General features: G+C 40.5%; 21 protein-coding genes and 2 pseudogenes. 19 read left to right on the forward strand and 4 right to left on the reverse strand.

Annotation, left to right across the window (positions count from 1 at the left end):
- Positions 1-3: 3 nt before the first annotated feature.
- Positions 4-402, forward strand: a complete 399-nt coding sequence (locus BDI_RS03640) for a hypothetical protein (RefSeq protein ID WP_005648588.1) — start codon at positions 4-6, stop codon at positions 400-402.
- 179 nt (positions 403-581) lie between these two features.
- Here BDI_RS03640 and BDI_RS03645 read toward each other — a convergent pair whose 3' ends face one another.
- Positions 582-932, reverse strand: coding sequence for a hypothetical protein (locus BDI_RS03645; protein WP_011966138.1), 351 nt, complete (start codon positions 930-932; stop codon positions 582-584).
- 100 nt (positions 933-1032) lie between these two features.
- Between BDI_RS03645 and BDI_RS03650 the strand changes: the two genes are divergently transcribed.
- From BDI_RS03650 to BDI_RS03680, 7 genes and pseudogenes are all read left to right on the forward strand, one after another.
- Positions 1033-1260: a hypothetical protein gene (locus tag BDI_RS03650; RefSeq protein WP_041525546.1), complete on the forward strand. Its 228-nt coding sequence runs from the start codon at positions 1033-1035 to the stop codon at positions 1258-1260.
- Between the two features lie 160 nt (positions 1261-1420).
- Positions 1421-1774: pseudogene (locus BDI_RS03655) on the forward strand (ArdC family protein); the annotation flags it as partial.
- A gap of 100 nt (positions 1775-1874) precedes the next feature.
- Positions 1875-3473 (forward strand): IS21 family transposase, encoded by a 1599-nt coding sequence (gene istA / locus BDI_RS03660; protein WP_011965960.1) that lies wholly within the window; start codon positions 1875-1877, stop codon positions 3471-3473.
- Positions 3474-3484: 11 nt separating this feature from the next.
- Positions 3485-4240, forward strand: coding sequence for an IS21-like element helper ATPase IstB (gene istB, locus BDI_RS03665; protein ID WP_011965959.1), 756 nt, complete (start codon positions 3485-3487; stop codon positions 4238-4240).
- 89 nt (positions 4241-4329) lie between these two features.
- Positions 4330-5025 (forward strand): annotated as a pseudogene (locus tag BDI_RS03670) (site-specific integrase); the annotation flags it as partial.
- A 13-nt stretch (positions 5026-5038) separates the two neighbouring features.
- Positions 5039-6250 (forward strand): site-specific integrase, encoded by a 1212-nt coding sequence (locus BDI_RS03675; RefSeq protein ID WP_011966141.1) that lies wholly within the window; start codon positions 5039-5041, stop codon positions 6248-6250.
- A 28-nt stretch (positions 6251-6278) separates the two neighbouring features.
- On the forward strand, positions 6279-6653 hold the full coding sequence (locus tag BDI_RS03680) for a hypothetical protein (protein WP_011966142.1): 375 nt from the start codon (positions 6279-6281) through the stop codon (positions 6651-6653).
- A gap of 232 nt (positions 6654-6885) precedes the next feature.
- On the opposite strand, the gene BDI_RS03685 is transcribed toward BDI_RS03680, so the two are convergent.
- Both BDI_RS03685 and BDI_RS03690 read right to left on the reverse strand, forming a co-directional pair.
- The gene (locus BDI_RS03685) at positions 6886-7179 is read right to left on the reverse strand and encodes a helix-turn-helix domain-containing protein (protein ID WP_011966144.1); all 294 of its coding nucleotides are present in this window, start codon (positions 7177-7179) and stop codon (positions 6886-6888) included.
- Positions 7180-7218: 39 nt separating this feature from the next.
- On the reverse strand, positions 7219-7530 hold the full coding sequence (locus BDI_RS03690; RefSeq protein WP_011966145.1) for a helix-turn-helix domain-containing protein: 312 nt from the start codon (positions 7528-7530) through the stop codon (positions 7219-7221).
- 453 nt (positions 7531-7983) lie between these two features.
- Between BDI_RS03690 and BDI_RS03695 the strand changes: the two genes are divergently transcribed.
- From BDI_RS03695 to BDI_RS03745, 11 genes are all read left to right on the forward strand, one after another.
- On the forward strand, positions 7984-8451 hold the full coding sequence (locus BDI_RS03695) for a DUF3408 domain-containing protein (RefSeq protein WP_011966146.1): 468 nt from the start codon (positions 7984-7986) through the stop codon (positions 8449-8451).
- 280 nt (positions 8452-8731) lie between these two features.
- Complete coding sequence (gene mobA, locus BDI_RS03700; protein ID WP_011966148.1) at positions 8732-9154, forward strand: conjugal transfer protein MobA; 423 nt, start codon at positions 8732-8734, stop codon at positions 9152-9154.
- A 1-nt stretch (position 9155) separates the two neighbouring features.
- Complete coding sequence (locus BDI_RS03705) at positions 9156-10364, forward strand: site-specific integrase (protein WP_011966149.1); 1209 nt, start codon at positions 9156-9158, stop codon at positions 10362-10364.
- Positions 10365-10623: 259 nt separating this feature from the next.
- Entirely contained in the window at positions 10624-11811 is a 1188-nt protein-coding gene (locus tag BDI_RS03710; protein WP_011966150.1) for a hypothetical protein, read from the forward strand.
- Positions 11812-11814: 3 nt separating this feature from the next.
- On the forward strand, positions 11815-12273 hold the full coding sequence (locus BDI_RS03715; RefSeq protein WP_011966151.1) for a hypothetical protein: 459 nt from the start codon (positions 11815-11817) through the stop codon (positions 12271-12273).
- Positions 12274-12284: 11 nt separating this feature from the next.
- Positions 12285-13679 (forward strand): hypothetical protein, encoded by a 1395-nt coding sequence (locus tag BDI_RS03720; RefSeq protein ID WP_011966152.1) that lies wholly within the window; start codon positions 12285-12287, stop codon positions 13677-13679.
- Positions 13680-13686: 7 nt separating this feature from the next.
- Positions 13687-17079: a cell division protein FtsA gene (locus tag BDI_RS03725; protein ID WP_011966153.1), complete on the forward strand. Its 3393-nt coding sequence runs from the start codon at positions 13687-13689 to the stop codon at positions 17077-17079.
- A gap of 6 nt (positions 17080-17085) precedes the next feature.
- Positions 17086-18009, forward strand: a complete 924-nt coding sequence (locus BDI_RS03730; protein ID WP_011966154.1) for a hypothetical protein — start codon at positions 17086-17088, stop codon at positions 18007-18009.
- Positions 18010-18018: 9 nt separating this feature from the next.
- On the forward strand, positions 18019-19647 hold the full coding sequence (locus BDI_RS03735; RefSeq protein WP_011966155.1) for a hypothetical protein: 1629 nt from the start codon (positions 18019-18021) through the stop codon (positions 19645-19647).
- Positions 19648-19649: 2 nt separating this feature from the next.
- Complete coding sequence (locus BDI_RS03740; protein WP_011966156.1) at positions 19650-20282, forward strand: membrane protein; 633 nt, start codon at positions 19650-19652, stop codon at positions 20280-20282.
- Entirely contained in the window at positions 20269-21024 is a 756-nt protein-coding gene (locus BDI_RS03745) for a S1C family serine protease (RefSeq protein WP_011966157.1), read from the forward strand. The genes BDI_RS03740 and BDI_RS03745 overlap by 14 nt, the downstream gene beginning before the upstream one ends.
- Positions 21025-21291: 267 nt before the next feature.
- On the opposite strand, the gene BDI_RS03750 is transcribed toward BDI_RS03745, so the two are convergent.
- Positions 21292-22398: a site-specific integrase gene (locus BDI_RS03750; RefSeq protein ID WP_011966158.1), complete on the reverse strand. Its 1107-nt coding sequence runs from the start codon at positions 22396-22398 to the stop codon at positions 21292-21294.
- Positions 22399-22431 lie beyond the last annotated feature (33 nt).

Here is a 22431-nt window from a genome sequence, read left to right on the forward strand (position 1 = left end):
AATATGAAATCAACGGAATATATCGAATGGGATAAACTGGAGCAGATCCCGTTCTGCCTTTGCCGGATCGCGGAGGATGAAGAAAACCAGGAAATAGATGTTTATTATCTGGATAAACGGGTTTGCCATGATTACGATCATGTGGGGCATTATTTTCGTACTGCGATAATCATGTTTAGAAGGATCAGGAACATAACGGCCGATTGGGTGAACCTCAAAAACCTTTGGTTGCTAAGGGACTGTATCAGGGAGAATTTTAATCATGGCCTGGAGGTGGACGATCTGATCTTCGGGGAAACATTCGACGGTGAGGATCCGGAAACTATAAAGCCGCTAACCAAAGAACGGCTGTTCAAGATTAAAAAGGTGATTCAGGAAAAAGATCCATACGCTACCGTATAGGGGGGAGTATATAAAAACAAAACCCTGGAGTTTGTCTTGCGACAGGGACAACAGGGGATTACTACGCAAATATAGGGAGTATATCTCGTTTATACAAGGATTTTATGGCTTTTCTGGATTGATTTTAAAAAGAATAGAGGCTTGTTCCCTGGAATGTAGTATTTACTACTTTTAGTATTTTAGTATATTAGTACGCTTTTCTTTTGGAGGATTTGGGCGTTCCCGTAAACGGTCGGGCTTTCCGCCTCCAAGTCCTCGCCTAAAGGCTGTGGGCTTTCCACTGCAATCCCTAACGCATGAATACCCCCACCCACCCGATTAAGGTAGGCTATTTCCGGATAGAGCCGTTCGGTGAAGCCAGCCGGATAAAAGCCGCCTGACTTTTCACTGATCGGCACAATCCGGGTACTCCGGTAGCCGATTGTCGAACCCGGTTTTAAACCCCCTTTCAGGGGAGAGAGGTATTTTAGTTTTTCCGGTGTGGCCGCCTTGCGTTTACCTTGACCGGGGTTTTTGTCTGCAAAGGTCAAACGGCTTTTTCCATATCCCAAGTTGAGCCGCAAGCGGCTTTTAGAAAAAATCTCCAGCCTGGCTAAAGCCAGGTAGTATTTTTCCTAAAAAACTTGTGCTATGGAAAAAACCGTTTGGGGTGTTCTCATACAAAAACCCCTCGGAACTCAAGGTAAACGCAAGACGACCACACCGACAGCCCCGAAAAACCAAAATGAGGTTGTCTTGATACAAAAACATCGGAATCTTAGGCATCCGCAAGGTTTTTTGGGGGGGGAGAGGGTGCGAGGTGGGGAGTTTACTATCGGAAAAAATCAGGTAGTAAATACTAAATTTAGTATATACTAAAATACTACTTTTTCATATAATTATCTGATAAATAGTTAGTTAAATGTTGTTTAAATACTTGCATATCTCAAATAAAAGTGCTATCTTAGAGGTATAGAAAAAGAGATAACAACCTTTAGAACTGGCTCACCCACCAGGATAAAGAACGGGGGACGTAGTTATGAAAACTGATTATTTCGACAAGGCAGCGCAACAGTTTGCAAATTTGATGATTGAGAAGATCCAGCAGGTAGAGGACAATTGGCAAAAGCCCTGGATCACCATTGCGGCGAATACACGCAATTTCTTTCCGCAGAACCTCACAGGACGCAGGTACACCGGAGGCAACGCCTTTTTACTCCTTTTCCTTTGCGAGAAATTCCAGTACCAGACACCCGTATTTATGACATTCAACCAGGCGAAAGAGGCCGGGATCTCCGTGCTGAAAGGATCGAAATCGTTTCCGGTCTATTACTTCCTTTTCTACGTGTACCACAAGGAAACACGCAAGAAAATAACCTTTGAGGAATACAAGTGTAGATACTAATTGAAAAGTGCACCAATATTCCAATTGAAAAGTGCGCCGCCATAGGATAAGTATAATGACCTTTGTATCATCCAAATACAAAGGTAAAATGAAGACTATGGTAGAAAGACAATCAATAATACACATGTATAGAGTATGCGGTTATAGCAAACGGCGTATCTCTCGTGAACTTCATGTCAGCCGTCATACCGTTGACAATATTCTTTCAGAATACGAATCAGCCATCCGTACTGATAATCCGGAAGAGGCTTTGAGTGATTTGCTTACCGTCCAGCCCAAGTATGACAGTTCCAAACGCCGCCCTCGCCGCCTTACACAAGAGATTAAGGACGAGATCGGGTTTTGCCTGAAGAAGAATGCCGTTAAGGTAGCTACGGGGCTTCGCAAGCAGCGCATGCTGAAGAAGGATATCCACCAGTTTCTGTTATCCAAAGGATATACCATCAGTTATGCCACAGTGTGCAGTTATATAAAAAATATAGAGTCATACAAAGAGAAGAAAAAGAGCGAAGCCTTTATCCGGTTGTTCTATGAGCCGGGATGCATTGTTGAGTTTGACTGGGGTGAAGTCCTTCTTTTTATTGACGGTGTCAAGACCAAGTTTTATCTGGCCGTATTCACTTTCGGGCATAGCAATGGCAGATACGCCTACCTTTTCAGGCATCAGAATACGCTTGCCTTCATGGAATCCCACCGCAACTTCTTCAGGGATATACATGGTGTCCCCGCCATGATGGTCTATGACAATATGCGTGTAGCCGTCAAGAGCTTTGTCGGTGGTGACAAGAAGCCTACGGAAGCCCTGATGAAGATGTCCGGTTTCTATTGTTTTGAGTACCGTTTCTGTAATGTACGGGCCGGATGGGAGAAAGGGCATGTGGAACGCAGCGTGGAATATGTCAGGAGGAAAGCTTTCTGCCTGACTGACCATTTCAATGACATACGTTCCGCCCAGGAGCATTTGAACCGAATGTGTACGCAGGTCAACAACGAGCAGGGCAGTCTTTCAACAGCGGAGAAATCATCGCGTCTGGAGGCTGATTTGTCATCGCTGAAGCCTTTTCCCGGCAACCTTGGCTGTTTTGAGGTCAATGAGTACATCGTGGACAAGTGGTCGACTGTCAGCATGAAAAATGTTCATTATTCCGTACCTGATTCCCTTGTAGGAGAAAAAGTACATGTCAAGGTCTACAGTGAAAAAATCGTCATCCTGTACGGGAAGGAGAAAGTGGCCTCGCACCAACGCAGTTATTGTGGTGGCGACTGGTGCATCAAGCTGGAGCACTACTTGCGTACACTTTCCCGTAAACCGGGTGCATTACCTCATTCTGTGGTCTGGCAAAGAGCACCGGAAGAACTGAAAAGACTGTATGACAGCTATTTCAAGAATGACAACAGGGCATTCGTCCTGCTGCTGGACTATGCATGGGAAAATGGTTTTTCCGGGACAGACATCATCAGGGCATGCAGGGAACTGACCGGACGTGGTGTCAGAAAGATATCTCCGGAACAGGTAAAGGCCATGTTGCATGGCAACGCACAGGAAGAGATGGAAGAATCCATGGAGTCGCCTGTTCTTCCGGCACAACAAGAGAATATAGAAAGAGAAGCCGTGGATATGCTTGAAGGCATTACGGCACTCATGACAGGATACAATGAAGCGCATGATATAATACCAACCATTTAAGTTTATAATATATGAAATCAGAAAAAGAAACCATTTATGACTATGCGACAGAACTGAAGCTGCTGGCCTTCAAAGAGGAACTGGAATACACCCTTTCATTGGCAGCCGGAGAAAACTGGAGCCATTTGCATTTCTTGACCGAATTGCTTGGAAAGGAAAGTGTCAGAAGAAGGGAATGTAGAAGAAAATCAAGGATAAAATCTGCGGGATTCCCACAAATGAAGTATCTGCATGAACTTGTCATGGAAGACATGCCCAAAGAGGCACAGATAATATTGCCTGAATTGGAAACACTGGACTTCATCAGGGAGGGAAGAAACATAGTCCTGTATGGAAATCCGGGGACGGGAAAGACTCATATTGCTACGGCTTTAGGAATAAAGGCCTGCCAGCAGGATTTTACCGTATTGTTTACTTCAGTCCCTGTCTTGCTTACCCAGATAAGGGAAGCCAAATCCGCAAAGACACTGCGGGCGTTGCAATTACGGTTTGAAAAATACGATCTGGTTATCTGTGATGAATTCGGATATGTCAGTTGTGACAAGGAAGGAGGAGAACTGCTTTTTAACCACTTGTCCTTAAGGGCCGGGAAAAAAGCTACAATCATTACTACTAATTTGGCTTTTAACAGATGGAATGAAATCATAAAGGACAAGGTGCTTGTAGCGGCAATGGTCGACAGGCTTACACATAAAGCCTATCTGGTAAATATGACCGGACTCTCTTATAGGCTCAAAGAAACACAAAAAATGAGACAAGATAAATGAAGATTTTAAACTTATATGTAATTTTGTAACAAGTATGGATGGAGCTCTTTTCAATTAAAATACGGTGCACTTTTCAATTAGTATCTACAGGTTATGCGATTGATACCGTCCGCCATCATCTTGCCATCCTGAAGAAGATATGCCGTCTGGCGTATAAGGAGGGATATGCCGACAGAATCCACTTCCAGCATTTTACCTTACCAAAGAAGACAGAAACGACACCACGGGCATTGAGTCGTGAATCGTTTGAGAGAATCCGTGATGTGGAAATACCCGCTTACCGCAAATCCCATATACTGGCAAGGGATATGTTTCTCTTCGGGTGCTACACCGGGGTCTGTTATGCGGATGTTGTCTCGATTACCCACGAGAACCTATATACGGATGAGGACGGTGCTTTGTGGTTGAAGTATCGAAGAAAGAAAAACGAACTTCGTGCCAGTGTGAAACTGTTACCGGAAGCGATTGCGCTGATTGAAAAATATCATAGTGGGGATAGGGACACCCTGTTCCCTTTGCTGCATTGGTCAAATCTCAGACGACACATGAAAGCGTTGGCGGCACTGGCAGGCATCAAGGATGATTTGTGCTATCATCAGGCGAGGCACAGCTTCGCCTCGCTGATTACGCTTGAAGCAGGTGTGCCGATAGAAACCATCAGCAGGATGCTGGGACATTCCGACATTTCTACAACACAGGTCTATGCCCGTGTCAGCCCGAAGAAACTTTTCGAGGACATGGACAAGTTCATAGAAGCCACCAAAGATTTTCAATTAATTCTTTAATACAGAAAACGATATGCGAAGTACATTTTCACTTTTACCCTACATTAACCGCAGCAAAGTAAAGGCTGACGGTACGACTGCCATACTCTGCCGCATAACCATTGACGGCAAACAGACTGCCATCAGTACGGGGATTTATTGCCGACCGGAAGAATGGAACAGCAAGAAAAACGAGATTAAATCCGTAAGGGAAAATAACCGTTTACGAGAATATTTACGACTGACAGAGGAAGCCTACAATGAGATACTGAAATCGCAAGGCGTGGTCAGTGCCGAGATTTTGAAGAACCACATATCCTTGAACAACATCCATCCGACCACTCTTCTACAGATGGGTGAATGGGAACGTGAGCGGTTGAAGAAACATTCCGAAGAAATAGACTCGACTTCTTCCTATCGAAGTTCAATGTATTATCAGAAGTACCTGACGGATTTTCTTACGTCCATCGGTAAAAAGGACATTCCCCTTGAAGAAGTGACGGAGGATTTCGGCAAGTCCTATAAAGCCCACTTGAAGAAATGCAAGAACTTCGGGGTTTCCCAGACCAACCATTGCCTGCGTTGGTTGAACCGCCTGTTGTATCTGGCAGTCGATAAGGAGATTCTTCGTGTAAATCCCTGTGAGGACTTGGAGTATGAGACAAAGCCGGAAGCAAGGCACAGGTACATCAGCCGTGAGGAGTTCAAGAAGATACTTTCCACACCGATGTATGACAAGCGTATGGAACTGGCAAGACGGGCTTTCATATTTTCCACCCTGACGGGACTGGCTTATGTGGACATCAAACTTCTTCATCCCCACCATATCGGAACAAACGCTGATGGCAGACGGTACATCCGCATCAACCGGAAAAAGACAAAGGTAGAGGCATTCATACCCTTACATCCCATAGCGGAGCGGATATTGTCGCTGTATAACACGACCGATGACGAGAAGCCCGTGTTTCCTCTTCCCAACCGTGATGCCTTATGGTTTGAGGTTCATGAATTGGGAATAACCATAGGGAAAGAGGAAAACTTGACCTATCACCAAAGTCGGCACAGCTTCGGCACTTTTTTGATTTCGGCGGACATACCGATTGAGAGTATCGCCAAGATGATGGGACACTCCAATATCAGGACGACACAGGGATATGCACGGATAACCGATGATAAAATTTCCAAAGATATGGACAAACTGATGGAACGAAGAAAGGAAATATCGGCTGGCGAAAAGAAGAAATAGCAAATAATCATCATAAAATAAAGGAATTATGAGCAGAGGCATAATAACAATCAGTGAAACGGGTGCAGTCACTATGCCGACCGCACCCGTATGGATGATGCAATTTGAGATTGCCGACCTGTTCGGGGTGTTCTCGTGCGATGTCCGCAAGACGATACGGGCAATCTATAAGAACAATGAACTGAATGAAGCCGATACGATGCGATATATCAGGCAACCGGATGGTATCAGTTATGACGTTTACAACCTTGAAATGGTTATAGCCATTGCATTCAGGATATGCAGTAAAGAAAGTGCTTTGTTCAGACGGTTTATAATAAATGAAATCAGCACCACCAAAAGAGAAACGCCTGTTACGTTGTTTGTTTCCTGTGGCAGGAGTAATAACCGATGGTATAGTTGAGGTTCATCCCGTCAGCCACTTGTTTCCGTTGCCACACGTTTGAAAGGCATCCGGCAACGAAAAATAAGCAACTGATGGGTAAAGAGCAGAAAAGGAACGGCTTACAGACGAAGCGCAGTATTGACACTTCATCCGTAAGCCGTTCCTTTTTTCTTTTTGTCGAAAGTCTATTGCTGCCGCAATACAGGGCATACGGCAAACTACACTCCTTCAAGAAAAATCAAGTTATCCTCTATCGGTAGGCGGAGCGGTAGCCGTCATTCAGCATCCGTTCGATGTCGGATTCACGGTAGAGAATTTTACCGCCCAACTGGATATAGGCTATATGCCCTTCATTGCGGTAGTCCTGAAGTGTCCGGCGGCTCACCTTCAGCCGTGCCGACACCTCCTTGTCAGTGAAGAAACGCTCACCGCCCAATGTCGGGCGGTAATTGGCGGTCAGATGCTCTACATTATCAAGCAGTCGGTCAAGACTGCCCATAAAGTGGATTATCCACTTGTTGTCCTTGTTAATCAACTCATTCATATTACTCTGGATTTAGTGGGTGTTGTCATTATATTTAATTCATATAGTCTTTCCTTTGAACTTCGCTTCCTTTCTTCTATCCTCCACAACGGAGACAATGAACTCCACGTCTTCGGGACGGTAATATGTCTTGTGGTTTATCTGTGAATAAGCCAGCGTGCCGTTATCCCGAAGCGTCTGTAACGTGCGAGGGCTGATGTTGAGCATACGGCACACGTCCTGATTATCCATCCATTCGCTCATTTTCTTTTCCCCGTGCCGATGGCAGATGGCATCCATACGGCTGACGAAACGGTCGAACTTGGCGACCATTGCCTCAAAGGTCTTTCTTTCGATTGATACAATTTCCATATTGCCTTTCTTTTAATTGTTACTGTTTCTTTTGCCACAAAGAAATACATTATCTGCTGTCATGCAATGGATTTTCAAAAAGTGGCAGCGTGTTGCGCCGATACGGTAGTCATTGTCCGGGGTACTGCTTGCCGGTTATCTGTGAGCAAGCCGGTGGAATACGATTTCCGTTCAGCCTTTAATTCCCATTTTTTATAAGGAAGCCACAGCCAAAATAAGGGCTTAATTTAAAATAGCCCCCAATCGTACCTTTGTCCTTTCAGCTATTCATATCCGGTAAATCGGTGAAGTCCGCACCGATTTGTCAGTCTCCATAAAGCAAAACCGTACAAAAATGCCTAAGAAAATCCAAGTACTTGACTGACTGCATTAAAGCACCTTACTTCGCTCCCGATAATCGGTCGAGGTATAGACCAAGACCACATTCAATAACTTAATCAATTTGTTTTTACAATGAAAAAAGAACCAAACATTACAGAGCAGCAGGCTCGTGAAATCGTGGAAAAAATGGGGCGCAGGGAACCCTACACCTCCAAGTCGATAGACGACTTCTACAGGAGTATCGGTCTGGAACCGGAGGAGCCGGAACAGCTCGGCAAGACCGTCACGGAAGAAGCAGAAATTCCTATGGCAGATGAACCGTCAGGAGTGGCGACCGGAGAAGCGGCAATGCCGCAGAAGCGCATCAGCAGCAAACAGCGCAGGCTGTCTTTGGATGAGTACCGCACCACTTATCTCAAAGTTCCCAAAATTATCAACCGCAAGCCCGTGTTCGTCAGTGAGACGGTGCGTGACGAGCTGGACAGGGTTGTCCGCTACCTCGGAGGGAAGGGCATGAGCGCATCCGGACTTATAGAGAACCTTGTCCGCCTGCACCTCGATGCCTACCGGAATGACATCGAGCAGTGGCGCAAACTCTGACGGGATTACGGTGGAACAGGTTGAGCCGTTGGATGCACTCCATCGGTTCGACCGATACACAAAGTGAGTTATTACACTCGGAAATCAATCCGATAGGCGGAGGATTTTTGTGTCCTCAAAGACACAGCAAGGTATGTTTTCAGTTACTCGGATGTTCCGGAGTAACTAAAAACCCTTGCACCGCCGTGGGCAGAATTATCCTCCGAAGTCGGATAATTTCGGGGTTCCTTAATCAAAGATTAAACAAAGGATAAACTATAAAATTGAAAGAATAAGAAGCATGAAAAAGAACAACAAGTACGGGAGAAATCCCAAGTTGAACCCGAAGACGCACTGCGTGATGGTGCGCTTCGATGATGAGGAATGGAACAAATTTCTCACGATGTATGAGGAATCACAGGTGTACGCGAAAGCTGTCTTTCTGAAGGCGCACTTCTTCGGGCAGAAGTTCAAGGTGTTGAAGGTAGACAAGGCAATGGTGGACTACACAACCAAGCTGTCCGATTTCCACGCCCAGTTCCGTGCCATCGGCACGAATTATAATCAAGCCGTAAAAGAGCTGCGTTGTCATTTTTCTGAGAAGAAAGCGATGGCTTTGCTTTATAAGTTGGAAAGATGTACCATTGAACTTGTGAAGTTAAGTCGGAAGATTATAGAACTTTCAAGGAATATGGAGAAGTGTTACCAATCAAAATCCGACTGATATGGCATCGGTAAAAGTCAAGTTTCGCCCTTCTACCATAGTCGGCAAGGAGGGTACACTTTACTATCAGGTGATTCACAACCGCGTGGTCAGACAGATATATACCGACTATAAGCTTTTCGCTTCGGAATGGGATATACATTCCGAAGCGGTTGCCATGCATTGTACTCCGAACGAACAAGAGCGAAACAACTATCTGCTTTCGATAGGTTCCCGTATCAGATGGGACAAGGAGAGGTTGAATAAGATTATACACACGTTATCTCAATCCGGCACATTCGTAACGGATGATGTAGTCATGCGCTTTCATGAAAACAGGCAAGAACTGTCATTCAACGCTTACATCAGCCAGCAGGTAGCGAGACTGAAACGTTTAGGGAAGATACGCACCTCGGAGACTTATACAGCCGCACTCAGAAGTTTCAGCAGTTTTATGAATGACACAGAGGTTTTATTTGACCAACTTAATGCGGATTTGTTTGCGGAGTACGAGGCTTATTTGAAAGGCAGGGGAAATACGCCCAACACCATATCATTCTATATGCGAATTCTGAAAGCCGTCTATAACCGTGCGGTGGAAAATGGACTGACGGAGCAACGGCATCCGTTCAAGTCTGTCTACACGGGAGTGGAGAAAACCATGAAGCGAGCCTTATCACTCAATGACATCAGACGTATCAAAGGACTGGACTTGTCATTGAAGCCCAATCTTGACTATGCCTGCGATATGTTCCTGTTCTGTTTCTATACAAGGGGAATGTCGTTCATTGACATGGCTTATCTGAGAAAGAAAGACTTGCTGAATGGCACTCTTTCCTATCGTAGACGCAAGACAGGACAACAACTGTTCATCAAATGGGAAAAATGTATGCAGGAGATTGTTGATAAATATCCAATAAACGAAACGGAATACCTCTTGCCTATCATTACAAAACATGATGAAGATTATCGGAAACAATACACCAACGAACTTCATCGGGTAAACCATCTGTTGAAGAAAATCGGGAAACTGCTGGATTTGCCAATACCCTTGACGATGTATGTCGGTCGGCATTCATGGGCAAGTATTGCCAAGAGCCGTAATGTGCCTATCTCTGTCATCAGCGAAGGTATGGGGCATGATTCTGAGAACACTACGCAGATTTATCTTGCATCGTTGGATACCACCGTGGTAGATAAAGCCAATAAGAAAATACTGGATCTGCTGTGAGGCAGTGGATGTTTAGCGAATCTGTCCAACGCTTGCCAAGAGACGGATATTACAATGCAAAGTTACGCAAAATAATGATTTTTAAGTTATAAAACGCTGAAAATCTTATCTATTATGTTCTTTTTGTTTTGCGAAAAATATCAGATGTTTTGCGAAGTTATCTTTGCAAAAGTAAAATATTACTCATTATCAACGAGATAAAGATGCTTATCCGTCTCTTGGCAAGAGACTATATATAAACTTTATATAATTACATTAAATGAACAACAAAATATTTGCAATCACTGCTATAAGTACTCTTATACTACTGCTTAGTTGTAGTGGAGATGAAATTATAGTCAATTCGGATAATAATCCAAATCAAATTAGTGATATAAAACCTATACTCAAGGTTTATATTGAAAACTCTGGAAGTATGGATGGTTATATGTGCGATGGGTCTCAATTGAAAGATGCCATTTTTGATTATGTAAGTGATTTGAGCACTTGTGTAGATACGACTCAATTATATTATATAAACAATCGTGTTATACCATATCATGCTGATTTGGAGCAATATATTAAGACAATGAATCCAATAACATTCCAAAAGGCTGGTGGCAACCGATCCAATTCGGATTTAAGTAAAATGTTAAGTACAGTATTGGACGCGATGACTGATTCTACAGTGAGTATATTTGTGTCGGATTGCATCTTAGATCTTCCTGTCTCTGATGCACAGAGATTTCTAAGTACTTGTCAAATATCAATTAAGAATACTATAAATAAAGGCAGAAAAAATATTCCTCTTCTTGGCGTTGAAATATTGAAGATGAAATCTGATTTTAATGGTAAGTATTTTTATCAGAATGGAGGAAGTGAAGTTCTGACCAACGTAAAAAGACCATATTATATTTGGATTTTTGGTAATAGCAACGTACTGGCTAAATTAAATACGGAAGTACTTTTCAAGGGATTGGAAAAATATGGATATGATAATATTATCTCATATTGCCCAAAAACCTCTATACCATATGATATAACAAACAGAGCTTTAATAAGCAAGACAATTAATCCCATCAAAGGTGATTATAATGCAACTATTCGTGCCGACTTTTGTACAACATTACAATCAGAAGATGTTCTGCTGAATCTTGATAATTATTCTTTTAATAATCAGAACCTCATAATAGAAAATATTAAACCGATAATAGCGACTGAGAGAGAATATTCTCATTTTATTAATATTACAATACCCAAAGGAGTAAATATTGCAGAAGATTACTTGATACTGAAGGCTCCGAATATGCCAAGTTGGGTTCTTGAATCGAACGATGAATCTGGGGAAAATGTAAAGGGTAATCTCGATAAAACGACAGGTATAAAATATTTAATCGGAGGAGTCTCTGATGCTTATAAAAAAGATAATGTATTAACTACGCTTAAATTCACTGTTAAACGAAAATAAATTATGGGCGAATTATTTGGAAGTATTTATTGCTGGTTTGAAGAATTCTTTGGAATAGAACTAGCGAACTATCTTTGGGGACAGTCCTCTCCATTATCTCAGACTAACTCTTATATAGGAATTGGTTGGACAATGCTTGGCATAAGCTTGGCAATAGTTTTAATATTTTATTATGCAATCAATCACCCTCGCTTGAACCATTGGTGGGGATGGGGGATTTTCCTTATGGTAAATGCTCTAATAAACTTTATTGTGGGCTGGCAATTGGTGCTTAAAGACTATTATGGAGGAAAGATGGTAACAATTGATCCAGCAACAGATTTACAAATTCCTCTCAATATTGGTGGAGCAGAGATAATTTGTTTTGGAGTTTCCAATATGTTTCTCTCTGTCTTAGCTTTTATAGTTTTCACATTTATATTCAAATGGTGGAGTCCCAACTGCTCTGGTGCACCATTCTAATCGTAGAAGTTATGTCTAAAATATTTGTTTTCGGAATAGGGGGGACGGGGTCAAGAATCCTTCGCTCTCTTGCCATGATGTTAGCCTCTGGAGTAAAGTTCGGAGCCAATGAAATTGTACCCATAATAATTGACCCAGATGTTGCAAACGCAGATCTTACTAGAACTGTATCATTATTAAATAATTATACTGCAATCAGAGAAAAATTGCAATTTAGTAACGACAATAGAAGTAGGTTCTTTCATACTGAAATAGAAAGAATTTTACCTAATTACACTCTCCGTATTAACGACACCGATGATAAGTCGTTTCAACAGTTTATCGAATACGCCTCAATGTCAAAGCCTAATAAAGCAATGACCAAGATGCTGTTTTCAGACAAAAATCTTGAATCATCAATGGAAGTGGGATTCAAAGGTAATCCTAATATTGGGAGTGTGGTGTTAAATCAAATAGCCCATTCAGCAGATTTTAATGATTTCGCTAATTCTTTTAGCGACGGAGATAGGATATTCATCATAAGTTCTATCTTTGGAGGAACTGGTGCGAGCGGATTTCCATTACTTTTAAAAACACTACGTGAGGGGAAACATTTTCCCAATTATGACCTCATCAACAAAGCCACAATAGGTGCTGTAACTATACTTCCATATTTTAAGCTAAAGCCGAATGATGAAAGTGAAATAGATTCGTCAACCTTTATTTCTAAAACAAAGTCAGCATTAGCGTATTACGAGAATAACATAAGTAAAAATGGAAGTATTGATGCTTTATATTATCTTGCTGACGATGTGGTAAGTACATACGATAATCACGAAGGAGGTTCAGCCCAACAAAACGCAGCTCACTTAATCGAATTTTTGGGAGCTACGGCTATCGTTGATTTCTCTAAATCAAAGTTTGATACCCCGGCAAATATGGAACTTGGGATAAAAGAGACATCTGGAGCTGTATCATTTGATTCATTCTATCGTAAGATGTATGAAATGCTTTACTACCCGTTGGTTCAATTTACGATGACAGCTAATGCGTTGACTCAGAAACTTGATGTTTATCGTTCCAGTGGTTTTAACGCAAATAAGGGTAATTTTGAGAACTTTTATTCTGGAGTTTTTTTCAGTGACTTAGCGACATTTTTGAAAAAGTATCAGGAATGGTTAAGGGAGATGAAAGATAATAAGCGTTCTCTTGATTTGTTCAATCTTGCTTGTGGAAATAAGCCTTTTGACTTAGTAACAGGTGTAAAACCTAAGCGGATTTTTAGCAAATTTTCAGATTACAACTTGATGACAGACCGCTTAAATAGTGCTGTAAAAAATTGCAAGAGTAAAGGTGTTGAAGATAAGTTTCTTGAAATGTTCTTTCTCGGAACGGAAAAACTTGTATCAGAAAAATTAAGTAACTAATTTCACTATGTCAAAAGTATTCAGATTATATAAAGAGGGAACAACAACTTATGAAGACTGGAACAATAGTCCTGCGTTCCCATATAATTCAGCAAGTCGTGATACCATTGAGGATCCTGATGGAGCATCAGCCTGCCATGAAATAACTTCAATACCATCTCCATTCGCCCGGATTGATTTGATAAAAGCCGCCTTTAAGGAAGTTTGTAAATCAGGGAAAAATAATTTGTCCAATCTTGATGGCAATACCATTTTTCATAAGATGGTATCTGATACTCTTGATGTTGCGGAAATATTTTTCAATATCGATAAATTCAATGGTAAAGTAGAAATCATTAAATGGGATTGGTCAATTATGCTTACTGAACTTGACCAATCTGGCATTTCTGGTCATCGTTATTTTGCAGATGCACTCCGTAAGTATATGTCCTCAGACTCCAAAACGTACAACTTCGAAGCACTGAGAAACATATATTTATTAAATTATGTAGAAGGGCCAGATGAATTAAATATTATCGGTGCTACATCACCAGCTACGTTATTTTTTAGCAATGCCAATGATTTAGGATATGTTAATGATATATTCTTTGGAGAGGATAAACCATTTGATTCTAACTACCAACCATTGTACAGACGAGATTTTGAATTTGTTAAATATTTCTTTGCGTTAAGAAAGAACATACCCAATTTTGCAGGATTGTTCCCTGAATTTGACACCTATCTCACAAAAACATTTTCAGCAATCACAGACCAAAGAAAGAAGAACGAGTTACTTTCTATAACATCAACTGTACTTGATCAGTTGTCTTCAATCTCTGTCGTTGATGTACAACAAAATGACATTGTAGAAGTTTTGGGCTATCCACTATACAAAAAGACTTCTCGCCCTGTAACGACAACTAGTGATTTTACCATAAAAACCACGAAAGAATGTGAGTTCTCTCCATTAGTTCTCCCAATAGAGGCGGGAAACCGCTATGGCGACCTTCAGTATACCACAAGCAAATGGGGTAAGACTAATGTTGCTCCGTATATTGATTCGGAATTGGATTTAATGAAAAGAACACTTCCGTTTGATGGTTCTCTTAATCCATATCTGACAATTAGTGACTTATTGGAAGATACAATTATTCGAGTTCCTCATAGTCTGAATGTTGAAAATTATTTTGATGGAAATTTGAAACTAGAAGAAAAAGAATTGTCATATCTGCTTCCTTTAAAACCTCTGTTGTTTGAATATTTCACCCCGGAAGAGATAAGAGGAAATATGATGGATGGAAAACCAATGTTTGAGATGCAAACACTTGCAGGTAATTCAGGTGTAAAGGTTACACTCCGTGTACCCATTAAAGGAGCTGGAAATATCAGATACGTTGAATACATACGGCTTTACTATAATAATAGATGTGCAGATGTACAGAATAATGAGGGTGGAATGACTGAATTTAAGTTCACAGGATTCATTATGCCGCAAGTTAGATTCAACAATGAACAGGACGCTATTTATACTGTATCATGTGTTCAGTCTGCAACAGGAAGAAACGAATTCCGTTTTTTTAGTGATGGTGAAAAAATCCTACCAAAAAGCTGCACTTGTCGTAATGAAGACCAACAGATTATGGTTAAGGCTGATAATTATTTGTTGGAAAAAAGGAATTTTGATTTCGTTCAAGTTCGTAACACACATGGATATTGTGGTATTTTGCTGCCGATTTTCAAACAGCAAAGGAATGTTGAACGGTTTGAGTTCGCTATAGATTTAGGTACATCTAATACCCACATAGAGTTCCGCAAAGGAAATGAAAAACCAGAGGTTTTTACTTTCACGGCTAAGGATAGACAGTTATGTGAAATGTTCATCCCTATAAAGAATGAATATGGTTCAATTGAAGATTTGATTGAAGAAACCGAACTTATAGAGAAAGATTTTATTCCTTCAGAAATCGGCTTGTCCGATTTTCATTTTCCAACTCGGACTGTGCTTTCCTGCGCAAAGACAATAGATTGGACAAATGTAGTCGAACCATTTACGCTTGTGAATCTTCCATTTACTTATGATAAGCGCAGTGAGTTGTCTTACAACAATTTCAGATGTAACATCAAATGGGGTAATGGTGATGATCTTTGTGTGATGGAGTCGTATGTCAGATGCCTTATGCTTATCATTAGGAATAAGGTCCTTCTTAATAATGGCGATTTGCAGCATACTAAAATCACATGGTTTTATCCTATAAGTATGGCACCTAAGCGATTGCGTAGATTGAAATCTACATGGGATGATGCTTACCAAAAATATTTTGGAAATGGTGTTACTGGATATATGACGGAATCTTCCGCACCAATTCAATATTTCTTCAAGAGATATTCAACGGCTACGGATTTAATCAATGTTGACATTGGTGGAGGCACTACTGATATTGCGTTTGCGAAAGATAAGAATATAAGTCATGTGACATCATTTCGGTTTGCATCAAATACTCTGTTTGAAAATTCATTTTCAGAACTTGATGAAGATAACGGTATAGTTGACTGGCATAAGAATGAAATTCTGAAACTTCTTGAAGAGAAGAATTTAATGGATCTTATTCGCGTGTTCAATAGCCCGAATAACACCAAACCTGCTAATATGGCATCATTCCTATTCGGTCTTAAAGACAACACTATTCCCCAAAGAGCCGGAGTTAATGTCAAAGCTATTGATTTTAATTATATACTCCAAGAAGATGAAGATTTTAAGATTGTATTTATTATTTTCTATACGGCAATAGTATATCACATAGCGCAAATTGTTAAGTCACTTAACCTTGAAGTTCCTCGTCATATCTCTTTTAGTGGCAATGGCAGCAAGGTAATACGTGTTATTACAACCGACTCCAAATTACTCGCGCGATATACCAAAATGGTATTTGAAAAACTGCTCGGAAAACCGTATGGTAAGGAATTGGATTTGCTGGGTCTTGAAAAAGACTCTAACCCTAAAGAATCAACTTGTAAGGGTGGCATTATCGGTACGGAAGATGAAGACAACAGAGATAAGACTATTGTTTTCAAGAGTGATTGTACAGGATTAGTGACACCAAAAGATACCTATGCCAACATTAAAGATGATTACAAGAGGCGTACAGTTACCGCAGTTGAGGATTTCTTCAAGTTCGTACTTGTTGATATGAATTCTGCATTCAATTTTGATAAAAATTTCGGAGTTAAACCATCATCTATTCGTATCGCACAAGAAATGGCAAAGAAAGATCTTCTCACGTTCCTTGAAAAAGGAATAAGTCAGCGTTGTGAAGAAACTGAGGCGGAAGATATGATAGAGGAAACATTCTTCTATTATCCCATAAAAGGGGTGTTAAATGCAATTTCAGCAGAAATATATAACGAATTACAACAATCATAAGAGCACATGAAACAAATTATAATCTCATTACTCACATTAGCCTTGGCGGACATCTGCTTGTGTAGTTGTGGCAATGATGTGGCTGCCAACACTTCTCTAGAAGAGATGCATAAAAAGAGTTCCATAACGCAATCTGATGAGAAGCATAAAAAAGCGATAACTGATTCTATCAACAATCTACGAGAAAAAATAATGGATTTAACCGAAAAATATGAAAAGGTTTATCAGGAATTAAGCGAAGTAAAAATGGACAATAAGAAAATCAATGATGAAAAAGCAACGAATAAATGGTATATTCTTATTGGTGGAGGTATTGGATTGCTTGGTTTGATAGTATCAATTTTTGCATTTGGAAAAACAGGGAAATGTAATAATAGATTAAGTCGTCATCGTGAAGAAATCGAATCACTGAGACAGCTATTAAATGAGCGTCGATTTGAACCAAATGTTACTGGTACTAAACGTACAAATTATTCAGCCTCGTCATCGATACCCAATAATGAAATCTCTGATTTGTCTCGAAAAATACAACATTTAGAGAATGAACTTTTAAAAATACAAAAGACTACTCTTGTTCATGGAACACCGACTCCATCTACAATTACCCCACCGATAAAACCAACTAGAATAGGTTACTTTGGAACAGCTATAAGTGGTGAAAACGGCACAGGGTATTTTAAAAAAGTACTTGAATCAAAAGATAGTGATGCAAGATTTTCAGCACAAATTATTGATGGTTCAGCTAATTTTGAGCCTATAGCATCTCTTTCCTCTATCAAATCCAGCGACTATATGGACTTGGCTGTAGAATTTGAAGGGGTATCTAAAAATGAGGCAACTGATATGTCCGTTCATTACAAAGGACTGGCTCAACAAATAGGAGATAAATGGATTATTGTAAAAAAAGCAGTTATAACTTTAAAAAAATAATCAACTATTATGCATTCAATAGTACCTATAATAATTATTATTATCATATTTATGCAATTGTTTTTCTTTGTGAAGAACTTTTTGCGTATGCGCCAATTCAGTAACATCTTTACTGGTACAACTTCATGGCGAATAAGACGTAATGCAGAAACCTCTCTTGTGGATGGCATATATGGGGATGGTAACAAAATATTTATCGGCATTATTACATCCATCAATAAATATCTTGGAAATAACTCCGGTTCAGTTATTGATTTTGGTCTTCTGAAAGATGCGGTTGACCGTCACTGTGATTCTGTAGAAAATGACATAGCTACACAGACACCTATTCCACTTTATTGGGGATTGGCTGGTACAATGGCTGGTGTTATTATGGGATTGTGGGATTTGTTACAGTCTAATGCAATAATGACTCTTATGAGCAGCGGTGGCGGAGTTATCGATAATGCTTCACAGAGTGCCGCTTCTGGAATTAATTCTCTTTTAAGTGGTGTCGCATGGGCAATGCTGGCTTCTATTTGTGGTATTCTGCTTACGACAGTCAATTCTCTTCTCTTCAAAAGATGCAAACTTAATGAGGAAGACGGGAAAAATTCTTTTTTTGCTTGGATGCAATCAGAACTTCTTCCTGAATTACCATCTGATACATCCGAGGCACTTAACAATCTCGTAAGAAATCTCAATAAATTCAACAATACATTCGCACAAAACACATCAAATCTTGGGAATACGCTAAATGCCGTTAATCAGTCCTATGCAATACAAGCGGATATAATAAAAGCGGTTCATGACATGGATGTTATGAAAATGGCAAAAGCTAATGTGCGTGTTCTTGAAGAATTACAACAATGCACAGACAAATTGGAAGTATTTAATCAATATCTCAATGATATTGAAGGATACACCGAAGCTATACATAGATTTGAATCATTGTATAATGAACAAGCAAATCGAATCCACATACTTGAAGAAATAAGAGATTTCTTTGGACGTCATAAAGGAGAAATAGCTAAAACAACAGCTGATGCAGACAGGACACTTCAAGAGTCTCTCCAAAATATAAAGGAATCTACATCATCAAATGTCGAAGAACTGCACAAAAGGTTTATTGAACAAAGTGAGTCATTCAAAGAAATTCTTAAATCTGAACGAGAGTCATTTGAACAATTTACAAATGATTTAAAGGCTCAATTTAGTGCCCAAATGACACAAATGCCACAATTGTCTGAACAATTGGAAGAAATTTCAGCAATTCCTGTCAGACTTGACAAGCTGATTGAAAAAATAGAAATGTCAAACATCCGTTTAGCGAATGACATATCCCAGTCTATCAAACAAACCTTGATGACCACAAAGGTAAATAAAATACTTGATACAAATGATAGTGTTCGTGTTGGCGATTCCATACCAGCGTGGATGAAAGTCTCAGGATGGGCTGCATTAGTAATCATTGCCATTACCTGCATTTTAAATATCGTGTTTATGTTTTTCCCCGTTAAAAAGGATAAGAGCCAGCCACAACAAATCCATATTCAGCCAACAGAGTTGCCGATGCAAATAGTTAATAAACAAGCAGAAAATACTACTGATGCGGTCTTAAATACAACAGATTCTATTAAAGATAATAATAAAAAGTAATTATGGCTCAGAAAAAGGAATCGTTTTTTTGGACAAGTTACTCAGACTTGATGACAAGTTTGTTTTTTGTCATGTTAGTATTATTCATTCTTGTAATTGTTCTTCTACATAAGCGTATGGAGGCAACAGAAGCTCAGTTACAAGAGATTAAAAAGGTTGAGCAATCAACAAAAGATTTAAGTCGAGATTATTTTCAATATCGTTCAGATTACAAAAAATATGTTCTAACAATTCAAGTTCGCTATCCTGCCGGAAAGTCTGACTTGAATGATATTGTATCTACGGATAAAGAAGCCCAATTACGTCAATTGGCTGCGGCAGGACGCGAAATACGAGATTTCTTAAAAAACCATAGTGAGAATCAATATATTCTTATAATAGAGGGGCAAGCGTCAAAAGACAACTTCCTTTATAATTATGAATTAAGTTACCAACGGGCATTAGCACTTATGCGTTTTTGGATTGAAGATTCACGTATTACATTTGGGAGTAATTGCGAAATTCTAATATCTGGCAGTGGAGATGGCAAACTTGATACTCATTCTATGCGAGAAACAAATGACGAAAGAGAGAATCAGCGTTTCCTTATTCATATATTGCCAAAAAACATTTTTGAAAACAATGAAAATAAATAATTTCATAATATCAACAGTTTCTATTATATGTCTGTATTCATGCGCTCATAAATCAGGACATGGTGAAAGGAATGATAAGATTGTAACTTCACAACAGTCACAGTCAGTACTAGTGTCTCCTAATAAAAAAGCAAGGAACGTCACAATATCAGTTGTAAATAATCGTGGTGATAAAAATAAGCTTGATGGTTCTCAAATTTTTTCGAAATATAATACGTCAGTTTTTATGGTGTTTACTTCGGATGGCTACAATATGTACCAAGGTTCTGGATTCTTTATCAACAAAGATGGTTTGGCTGTCAGCAATTATCATGTGTTCAAAGGAACTGGCATTGGTGAGGAAGGGATTAAATTAGCTGGAAGCGATAAGGTGTACAAAGTAGAGGAAGTGATCATGAGCAGTGAAAATGAAGATTTTATTCTATTCCGTGTAGATGTTTCCAATACAGATTTTATTCCCGTTGCCAAATACAAACCGAATGTGGGTGAAAAAGTCTATGCTATTGGTAGCCCCCGTGGACTTGAAAATACCTTTTCTTCAGGAGAGGTATCGCAATGGCGTGACAAAAATTTAATGCAAATTTCTGCTTTAATTGATCACGGTAGCAGTGGTGGCGCATTGATAAATGAATACGGAGAAGTAGTCGGTATCACATCCGGTTCGTTTGCAGACGGCTCACAAGCCAATCTAAATTATGCATGGAGCATTGATGTGATAAAACCATATGTAAAAAACAAATAATGCAGGCTTGTAGGCATTGATTAGAGTTCTCATATTAATAATAACAGTAATTGCTTTTTTTGATTGCGACTCTTGTTCGATATAGGTGATTGTCATTTAGCTTGATTATATAATCTAAGAAAGTGATGTGGTTTGCTCAGTTCTATGATAACACAGTGGATTATTCAAAATAATAATATTACCTTTGCATTTAGAAAAAGCGTTCTTTTGAATTACTGCAAAACGAGGTAAAACACGGAATTTCGCTGGTTTCTAAATCGTTACCTATCAAGCCGAAATATATTGTAATACATTGTATCTTAGCAAGAAAGAAAAATCGCTATGCCTTCCGACATGCGGGCTGACGCGGACACTGCAGCCGGCCTTCTCGCCGATACGTTTCAGACTGTCCTCCATACTCCCTATTTCCCCCACGGGGAACACCCTGTCCGGAGAAACCTTGAATTCGTTCACCCCCCTGTATTTCTCGATCAGCTCGACGGCTATCGGGAGCAGCTTGACAACATAGGGTGCCTTGGTCTTCACACGGTTTCCAACCAGCCAGGTGTTCCCGTCCGAATCCGTGTGGACATTCCGGTAAGAAAGTTCCTTCAGGTCGGCATGGGCCAGGCCGCTGAAGCACATGAAAACAAACATGTCCCGGATGGCCTGCTGCCGCCTGTAGCTCAGCTTGACGCTGATAACGCGTTGCAGGTCCTCCTCCGAGAGGAAAGGACGTTTCTTGTATTCCGGCTTGCACACGAACTTCTTGAACGGGTGCTTGTGGATCCATCCCTCGTCCATTGCCAGATACATCAGCCATTTCAGTGTGTTGACGCGCTCGAAGGCCGTTGACTTGGCCAGCCCGCGCACGGAAAGCATCCAGTTGTAATAGTTCTTGATGAAATCCATGTCCAGCGACATCAGGGGGATATCCTCCGTACCCAACTTGTCCTTCAGGTAACAGGACAGACACTTGTACTCGTCCACCAACCCCCGGTAGGTGCTTTGGGCTTTCGTCTTGCCGATCTGCCGTTTGTAATCCCGGATCTGGATATTGAAGATCTCCATCAACGAATGGATCTCCTCGCCAAAGCCGTTATAGCGGTCATAGACCTTCTTGGCTGTCAGGAACGAATCGTGGTCCGAGAGATATTGATAGTGCTTGCCGATCTGTGCCTTGATGTTCTCCAGCTCCCGGTTCAGCCGTCTTGCCTCCTCGGATTTGCCTTTGGCACAGTTGCCTTTGGCATCCCAAAGGGCAAGGGGAACATCACGCTTGCAGCTGAAACTCGCCGTCGTTCCGTTGACGGTAATACGCCCCATGACAGGGACACGGCCATTTTTTATGGCCTGGTTCTTGGTGTAGAACAGAACTCGAAAGGTACTCCTCATAACTCGATTATTTTTGTTACAAAATTACTATTT

Origin of the sequence: Parabacteroides distasonis ATCC 8503 (assembly GCF_000012845.1) — a bacterium.
In the GTDB taxonomy this organism is placed as follows: domain Bacteria; phylum Bacteroidota; class Bacteroidia; order Bacteroidales; family Tannerellaceae; genus Parabacteroides; species Parabacteroides distasonis.

Coding starts and splice junctions, on each gene's coding strand:
- BDI_RS03640 (WP_005648588.1), top strand. CDS start 4: ATGAAATCAACGGAATATATCGAATGGGATAAACTGGAGCAGATCCCG.
- BDI_RS03650 (WP_041525546.1), top strand. CDS start 1,033: ATGGAAAAAACCGTTTGGGGTGTTCTCATACAAAAACCCCTCGGAACT.
- istA (WP_011965960.1), top strand. CDS start 1,875: ATGAAGACTATGGTAGAAAGACAATCAATAATACACATGTATAGAGTA.
- istB (WP_011965959.1), top strand. CDS start 3,485: ATGAAATCAGAAAAAGAAACCATTTATGACTATGCGACAGAACTGAAG.
- BDI_RS03675 (WP_011966141.1), top strand. CDS start 5,039: ATGCGAAGTACATTTTCACTTTTACCCTACATTAACCGCAGCAAAGTA.
- BDI_RS03680 (WP_011966142.1), top strand. CDS start 6,279: ATGAGCAGAGGCATAATAACAATCAGTGAAACGGGTGCAGTCACTATG.
- BDI_RS03685 (WP_011966144.1), bottom strand. CDS start 7,179: ATGAATGAGTTGATTAACAAGGACAACAAGTGGATAATCCACTTTATG.
- BDI_RS03690 (WP_011966145.1), bottom strand. CDS start 7,530: ATGGAAATTGTATCAATCGAAAGAAAGACCTTTGAGGCAATGGTCGCC.
- BDI_RS03695 (WP_011966146.1), top strand. CDS start 7,984: ATGAAAAAAGAACCAAACATTACAGAGCAGCAGGCTCGTGAAATCGTG.
- mobA (WP_011966148.1), top strand. CDS start 8,732: ATGAAAAAGAACAACAAGTACGGGAGAAATCCCAAGTTGAACCCGAAG.
- BDI_RS03705 (WP_011966149.1), top strand. CDS start 9,156: ATGGCATCGGTAAAAGTCAAGTTTCGCCCTTCTACCATAGTCGGCAAG.
- BDI_RS03710 (WP_011966150.1), top strand. CDS start 10,624: ATGAACAACAAAATATTTGCAATCACTGCTATAAGTACTCTTATACTA.
- BDI_RS03715 (WP_011966151.1), top strand. CDS start 11,815: ATGGGCGAATTATTTGGAAGTATTTATTGCTGGTTTGAAGAATTCTTT.
- BDI_RS03720 (WP_011966152.1), top strand. CDS start 12,285: ATGTCTAAAATATTTGTTTTCGGAATAGGGGGGACGGGGTCAAGAATC.
- BDI_RS03725 (WP_011966153.1), top strand. CDS start 13,687: ATGTCAAAAGTATTCAGATTATATAAAGAGGGAACAACAACTTATGAA.
- BDI_RS03730 (WP_011966154.1), top strand. CDS start 17,086: ATGAAACAAATTATAATCTCATTACTCACATTAGCCTTGGCGGACATC.
- BDI_RS03735 (WP_011966155.1), top strand. CDS start 18,019: ATGCATTCAATAGTACCTATAATAATTATTATTATCATATTTATGCAA.
- BDI_RS03740 (WP_011966156.1), top strand. CDS start 19,650: ATGGCTCAGAAAAAGGAATCGTTTTTTTGGACAAGTTACTCAGACTTG.
- BDI_RS03745 (WP_011966157.1), top strand. CDS start 20,269: ATGAAAATAAATAATTTCATAATATCAACAGTTTCTATTATATGTCTG.
- BDI_RS03750 (WP_011966158.1), bottom strand. CDS start 22,398: ATGAGGAGTACCTTTCGAGTTCTGTTCTACACCAAGAACCAGGCCATA.